Annotated in this window: 5 protein-coding genes and 1 pseudogene; 1 reads left to right on the forward strand and 5 read right to left on the reverse strand. The window is 69.1% G+C overall.

Going from position 1 to position 6,971, the window contains the following annotated elements; all coding sequences use genetic code 11:
* The 4 genes from odhB to ACESL7_RS10990 form a co-directional block, all read right to left on the reverse strand.
* Nucleotides 1-1,334 (reverse strand): 2-oxoglutarate dehydrogenase complex dihydrolipoyllysine-residue succinyltransferase (gene odhB, locus ACESL7_RS10975; protein ID WP_372893366.1); only part of this gene is annotated, 1,334 nt, incomplete at its 3' end.
* 4 nt (nucleotides 1,335-1,338) lie between these two features.
* Nucleotides 1,339-4,299, reverse strand: coding sequence for a 2-oxoglutarate dehydrogenase E1 component (locus ACESL7_RS10980; protein ID WP_372893367.1), 2,961 nt, complete (start codon nucleotides 4,297-4,299; stop codon nucleotides 1,339-1,341).
* A gap of 40 nt (nucleotides 4,300-4,339) precedes the next feature.
* Nucleotides 4,340-4,870, reverse strand: coding sequence for a DUF805 domain-containing protein (locus ACESL7_RS10985; protein WP_372893368.1), 531 nt, complete (start codon nucleotides 4,868-4,870; stop codon nucleotides 4,340-4,342).
* On the reverse strand, nucleotides 4,867-5,394 hold the full coding sequence (locus tag ACESL7_RS10990) for a DUF805 domain-containing protein (protein WP_372893369.1): 528 nt from the start codon (nucleotides 5,392-5,394) through the stop codon (nucleotides 4,867-4,869). Before ACESL7_RS10990 ends, ACESL7_RS10985 begins: the two co-directional genes overlap by 4 nt.
* A gap of 110 nt (nucleotides 5,395-5,504) precedes the next feature.
* Between ACESL7_RS10990 and ACESL7_RS10995 the strand changes: the two genes are divergently transcribed.
* Complete coding sequence (locus tag ACESL7_RS10995) at nucleotides 5,505-6,425, forward strand: sulfotransferase domain-containing protein (protein WP_372893370.1); 921 nt, start codon at nucleotides 5,505-5,507, stop codon at nucleotides 6,423-6,425.
* Between the two features lie 132 nt (nucleotides 6,426-6,557).
* Here ACESL7_RS10995 and ACESL7_RS11000 read toward each other — a convergent pair.
* Nucleotides 6,558-6,971, reverse strand: a pseudogene (locus tag ACESL7_RS11000) (succinate--CoA ligase subunit alpha); the annotation flags it as partial.

Raw genomic sequence — 6,971 nt, forward strand, 5'->3', positions numbered from 1 at the left:
CCGTTGGAGATGGTGAAGGTGCCGCCCTGCATCTCGGCCATGGAGAGCTTGCCGTCGCGGGCGCGCCTGGCCTTCTCGGCCATTTCCTTTTCCAGCTCGGCGAAGGACTTGGCGTGGGCGTCGCGGATCACCGGCACGACGAGGCCCTGCGGCGTGCCGGTGGCCACGCCCATGTGCACGAAGTTCTTGTAGACGATGTCGGTGCCGTCGATCTCGGCGTTGACCTCCGGCACTTCCTTCAGCGCGTGGGCGCAGGCCCGGGCGAAGAAGGACATGAAGCCGAGGCGCACGCCGTGCTTCTTCTCGAAGAGGTCCTTGTAGTCGGAGCGCAGGTCCATGACCGCCTTCATGTCCACCTCGTTGTAGGTGGTCAGCATGGCGGCGGTGTTCTGCGCGTCCTTGAGGCGGCGCGCGATGGTCTGGCGCAGGCGGGTCATCTTGACCCGCTCCTCGCGGGCGGCGTCCTCGGCCGGGACCGGCGCGCGCGGGGTCTGCGCCGGTTCGGCCGCGGGGGCCGGGGCGGGGGCGGCCGCGGCGCCGGAGGTGGTGCCGGAGGTGGCGGCCCTGGCGACGTCCTCCTTCATGACGCGGCCGTCGCGGCCCGAGCCCGCGACCTGATCGCGCGAGAGGCCGGCCTCGGCCATCGCCTTCTTCGCGGCGGGGGCGTCCTCGACGTCGCCGCGGCCCGCACTGCCGGCGGGCGCTTCGGCCGGGGCCGCTTCGGTCGTTTCGGTCGTTTCGGTGGGGCCGGCGGCCGCGTCCTCACCGCTCGCGATGGTGGCGAGCTGCGCACCGGCCTCGACGGTCGCGCCCTCCTCGGCGAGGATCGCGGAGAGCATGCCGGCGGCGGGCGCGGGCACCTCGACCGAGACCTTGTCGGTCTCGAGCTCGCAGAGCATCTCGTCGGCCTCGACGGCGTCGCCCACCGTCTTGAACCAGGTGGAGACGGTGGCCTCGCTCACGCTCTCGCCGAGGGCGGGGACCATGACGTCCACCGTCGCGCCGCCCGCCGCCGGGGCCTTGCCCTCGGACGGTGGCTTGCCGCTGCCGGCCGCGGCGGAGGGCCGCGGCTCGGGCGTGACGGAGCCGGCCTCGCCCGCCTCGGCGATGTTGGCGAGGAGCGCGTCGACGCCGACGGTCTGCCCTTCCTCGGCGACGATGTCGGCGAGCACGCCGGCCGCCGGGGCGGGCACCTCGACGGTCACCTTGTCGGTCTCGAGTTCGCAGAGCATCTCGTCCTCGGCCACGCTGTCGCCCGGCTTCTTGAACCAGGTGGCGACGGTGGCCTCGGTGACGCTTTCCCCAAGGCTGGGCACGCGGACTTCGGTTGTCATTCTCTTACCCTTCGATCGTGAGCGCCTGATCGACAAGCGCGTCCTGCTGTTTCTTGTGCTGCGAGGCGAGGCCGGTGGCCGGCGAGGCGGAGGCGGGCCGGCCGACGTAGCGCGGCCGCGCGTGTGCCGCGCCGATGCGGCCGAGCACCCATTCGAGGTTCGGCTCCATGAAGGTCCAGGCGCCCTGGTTCTTGGGCTCCTCCTGACACCAGATCATCTCGGCGCTCTTGAAGCGTTCGAGTTCCTTGACGACGGAATGCGCCGGGAAGGGATAGAACTGCTCGACGCGCAGGAGGTAGACGTCGTCGATGCCGCGGCGGTCGCGCTCCTCGAGCAGGTCGAAGTAGACCTTGCCGGAGCACATCACCACGCGGCGGATCTCGGCGTCGGGCTTGAGCGCGGTCTCGGAGTGGCCCTTCTCGGCGTCGTCCCAGAGCACGCGGTGGAAGGAGGCGCCGGTCAGGAAATCCTCCCTGTCCGAGATCGCGAGCTTGTGGCGCAGGAGCGACTTGGGCGTCATCAGGATCAGCGGCTTGCGGAAGCTGCGATGGATCTGCCGGCGCAGGATGTGGAAGTAGTTCGCCGGCGTGGTGCAATTGGCGACGATCCAGTTGTCCTGCCCGCATTGTTGCAGGAACCGCTCAAGCCGGGCGGAGGAGTGCTCCGGGCCCTGGCCCTCGAAGCCGTGCGGCAGCAGGCAGACGAGGCCGGACATCCGCAGCCACTTGGATTCGCCCGAGCTGATGAACTGGTCGAACATGATCTGCCCGCCGTTGGCGAAATCGCCGAACTGCGCCTCCCACATGGTGAGCGCATTGGGCTCGGCCAGCGAGAAGCCGTATTCGAAGCCCAGCACCGCGTATTCGGAAAGCATCGAGTCGATCGCCTCGAAGCGGGCCTGCCCCTCCATGATGTGATTGAGCGGGAAATGCCGCTCCTCGGTGTTCTGATCGACGAGGGCCGAGTGGCGCTGCGAGAAGGTGCCGCGGATCGAGTCCTGCCCCGACAGGCGCACCGGATAGCCTTCGGTGAGGAGCGAGCCGAAGGCGAGCGCCTCGGCGGTCGACCAGTCGAAGCCGCGCCCGGTCTCGAACATCTTCGACCGCGCCTCGATCAGCCGGCCCACCGTGCGGTGCAGGTTGAAGCCCTCGGGCACACGGGTGAGCGCCTTGCCCACGCGCTGCATCGTCTCCTCGGAGATCGCGGTCTCGCCCCGCTGGTAGGTCTCGCCCTTCGGGTCGAGATGGCTCCACCGTCCGTCGAGCCAGTCGGCCTTGTTGGGCTTGTAGCTCTTGCCGGCCTCGAACTCGTCGTTGAGGAAGGCCTGGAACTTGGCCTTCATGTCCTCGACCTCGCCCTCGGGGATCAGGTCGTCCTTCACCAGCCGCTCGGTGTAGTGGCTGAGCGTCGTCTTGTGGCTCTTCACCGCCTTGTACATCAGCGGGTTGGTGAACATGGGCTCGTCGCCCTCGTTGTGGCCGAAGCGGCGGTAGCAGAAGATGTCGATGACGACGTCCTTGCCGAACTTCTGCCGGAACTCGGTGGCCACCTTCGCGGCATGCGTCACCGCCTCCGGGTCGTCGCCGTTCACGTGGAAGATCGGCGCCTCGACCATCAGCGCGATATCCGTGGGATAAGGCGAGGAGCGCGAGAAGTGCGGCGCCGTGGTGAAGCCGATCTGGTTGTTCACCACGAGATGGATCGTGCCCCCCGTGCGGTGGCCCTTGAGCCCGGAGAGCCCGAAGCACTCGGCCACCACGCCCTGCCCGGCGAAGGCGGCGTCGCCGTGCAGCAGGACCGAGAGGACCTCCTTGCGATCGGCGTCGTGGCGCTGGTCCTGCTTGGCCCGCGCCTTGCCGAGGACCACCGGGTTCACCGCCTCGAGGTGCGAGGGGTTCGCCGTCAGCGAGAGGTGGACCGAGTTTCCGTCGAAGGTCCGGTCGGAGGAGGCGCCGAGGTGGTATTTCACGTCCCCCGAGCCGTCCACGTCCTCGGGCTTGAAGCTGCCGCCCTGGAACTCGTTGAAGATCGCGCGGTAGGGCTTGCCCATCACGTTGGCCAGCACCGAGAGCCGCCCGCGGTGGGGCATGCCGATCACGATCTCCTCGACGCCGAGGGCGCCGCCCCGCTTGATGATCTGCTCCATCGCGGGGATCAGGCTTTCGCCCCCGTCGAGGCCGAAGCGCTTGGTGCCCATGTACTTGACGTGCAGGAACTTCTCGAAGCCCTCGGCCTCCACGAGCTTGTTCAGGATCGCGCGCCGGCCCTCGCGGGTGAATTTCACCTCCTTGCCGTAGCCCTCGATCCGCTCCTTCAGCCAGGCGGACTGCTCGGGGTCGGAGATGTGCATGAACTGCAACGCGAAGGTGCCGCAGTAGGTGCGCTTCACCAGATCGACGATCTGGCGCATCGAGGCGACCTCGAGGCCGAGCACGTTGTCGATGAAGATCGGCCGATCCATGTCGGCCTCGGTGAAGCCGTAGGATTTCGGGTCGAGCTCCGGGTGCTCGGTCTGCCCGTGCAGGCCGAGCGGATCGAGATCGGCGGCGAGGTGGCCGCGGATGCGGTAGGCGCGGATCAGCATCAGCGCGCGCACCGAGTCGAGCACCGCGCGCTTGACCTGCTCGTCGGTGACCTTGACGCCGTGCGCCTCGGCCTTGTCGCGGATCTTCTCGCCCGCCGCCTGCGCTTCCCGGGCGGCCTCGGGCCACTGGAAGTCGAGGGCATGGGTGATCTCGTCGCCCGGTTGCGGCGGCCAGTCGCGCCGCGCCCAGGAGGGACCATGCGCCTCGCGCCGCACGTCGCGCTCGGCGTCGCCGAGCCCTTCGAAGAACGCCTTCCAGCCCTCGTCCACCGCCGAGGGGTCCTCGGCGTAGCGGGCGTAGAGCTGTTCGAGATAGGCGGCGTTGTGCCCCTGCATGAAGCTGGAGGCCTTGAAGCTGTCGTTCGAGGATTGATCGGTCATGGCGTCCTCTTGTGCAGAGCGAAGGGGCTGTGGGGGCGTGTCATGCTGTGGCCTCCACCGGCGCGGGGCCGAAGCGGTTGGGACCGGGCTCGGAGGGGCGCGTGAGCCACCAGATCACGAGAAAGGGCGAGAGGATGAAAACGATCGCCGCGATCCCGAGCACGAGCCCCGCGAGATCGGTGAAAATCGCCCCGACCCCGCCGGCGACGAGCGGATCGAGACCGCGGGCGAAGGCCGCGAAGCTGGCGATGCCCGCCATCACGATCAGCGGATAGACGAGATGCAGCCCCGAGCGCCCGCTGTCGTGCATCCGCCGCCAGCCGGCGGCGAGGAGCGGCGGCATCATCCCCAGCGTGAAGAGCCCCGACAGGACCGAGGGCGCGCGCGCGTCCGAGGCGCCCGGGGCGACGGCCCCGCGCCTGGCCCCGAAAAGGACGTCGTCCACGGCGCCGAGCACCAGATCGCCGAGCACGACGAAAAGCGCGAACCACCAGTATTCCGATCGAGGCGCACGGCCCGAGAAGGTCACGTAGTTCCGAAGGCAGGTCTTCACCGCGTCGCCGAAGCTCATGGGCGCGCCTCCCGCTCCGGCCGCACGCGCGGCTCCGGGCCATAGGCGTTGCGTCCCCGCTCGCTCGGCCGCGTCAGCCACCAGAGGATGAGCAGCGAGGCCACGAGCTGCGCCACGAGCAGAAGCCCGGCGAGCGCGACCCCGGCGCCGAGCCCGAGCCCCGCGGCCTCCGGCCCACCGATGGCGAGGACGGCGGTCATCTCGAAGCCGACGAGGAAAAGCACCGCGAGTGAAATCAGCATCGGAATCAGCAGATACCATCCCGGCCGCCCCGTGTCGTGCATCCGTCGCCACCCCGCGGCGAGCAGCGGCACGAACATCGCGACGCTCCAGAGCGGGCCGAGGATTTGCGTCTCGGGGGCGTCCGGCGCCCCGAAGCCGAAGAGCACGCCATCGATCAGGTCGGTCACGATGCCGCCGAGCACGACGAAGAGGAAGAACCACCAGTACTCGGGCCGCCGTGCGCGCCCCGAGAAGGTGGCGTAGTTCCGCAGACAGTGACGGACGGCCCGGGCAAAGGTCATGCGGCCCCCTGTTTCATCGGCTGCGCGTCGAGCGGCGATATCCCGTCAGCTCCGTTGCGCCGCGGTGCGTGCACGGCTAGCGTCGCGCAGCAAGCGCGTCGGAGGGTGGTGTGGACGGCAGGGATTACCTCATAATTCTCGGCGCACCCAAATGCGGCACGACGAGTCTTGCCGGGTGGATGGCGCAATGGCCCGAGACCGCCGTGGCCCGTGGCAAGGAAACGCTGTATTTCACGGACTACACCGCGCGATCCTGGACCGGTCCGGGTGCAGGATACGCGGCGCATGACGGTGGTACCGACGAGGGCTTCCGCGCCCGGTTCGATCATGCCCCGAACGCCGCTCTTCGCGTGGAAGCGTCGACCGACAACCTGTCCTGCCCGTTGGCACCCGAGCGTATTGCACGTTTCTCCCGTCGGCCGGACGTCGGACGCGTGCGTCTTGTCGCCGTCGTGCGCGACCCGGTGGACAGGATCGTGTCCGAATTCGAGCACACGCTTCGGTTGGGCTGGCAGGGCCGCAGCCTGATGCGATCTCTCCGCCGCGAGCCCGGACGCGTGGCCTCCATGCACAACCCGCTGTTCTGGCATCTCTATCGATCGCGCTACGCCGAGCAGATCGCGCGCTTTCGCCGCGAGTGCCCTGATCTGGACCTGCTCATTCTCGATTATCACCGGCTGGGAGAACCCGAGGTCCTGCGTCGGCTTGCCTGCTTCGCAGGTCGCGCGTCCAGCCAGATTCCGGATCGCCTCGAACGCCGCAACGCGCGTCACGTGGTGGCGCGTCCCCAGGCGCAGGCGGTGTTGCGGAAGGGGGCGCTCGTGCGGGCCGGACGCATGGTCGTGCCCCCGTCCCTGCGCAAGCGTGTGCGCGCGGCGCTGCTGGGGGGAGCGGCCCCGCGCTATGAGCCCACGCCGCGGGAACGCGCCTTCATTCTCGACGGATTGGCGGAGGACATTGCCGCCAGCGTCGCGGATCCCGAGATCCCGACGGATTGCTGGACCTGCCTCGACGACAGCAGGGTGGCGTAAGGCGCACGGCCGGTGGCCGCACTGCCTTAGGGGGTCCTGACCCGCGCGCCATTCTGCGATCTGTCGTGTCACCGTCGAGGTGTTCCCCGTCTCGTGGCTGCCACGGGAGGCGACGCCGGATTGCCTCCCGCCTCAGCCGATGGCCTTCAGCACAGCTTCGCCGAGCCCGGCCGGGCTGTCGGCGACGGTGATACCGGCGGATTTCATCGCCTCGATCTTGTCCTCGGCGCCGCCCTTGCCGCCGGCGACGATGGCGCCCGCGTGGCCCATGCGCCGTCCCGGCGGTGCCGTGCGGCCCGCGATGAAACCGGCCGTGGGCTTCCAGCGGCCCTTCTTCTTCTCGCTCGCGAGGAAGTCCGCCGCGTCCTCCTCGGCCGAGCCGCCGATCTCGCCGATCATGATGATCGCCTCCGTCTCGTCGTCGGCGAGGAACCACTCGAGCACCTCGATGTGTTCCGTCCCCTTGATCGGATCGCCGCCGATGCCGACGCAGGTGGACTGTCCGAGGCCGACGTCGGTCGTCTGCTTCACGGCCTCGTAGGTCAG

The sequence above is a fragment of the Rhodosalinus sp. genome (assembly GCF_041685465.1).
Classification (GTDB): domain Bacteria; phylum Pseudomonadota; class Alphaproteobacteria; order Rhodobacterales; family Rhodobacteraceae; genus Rhodosalinus.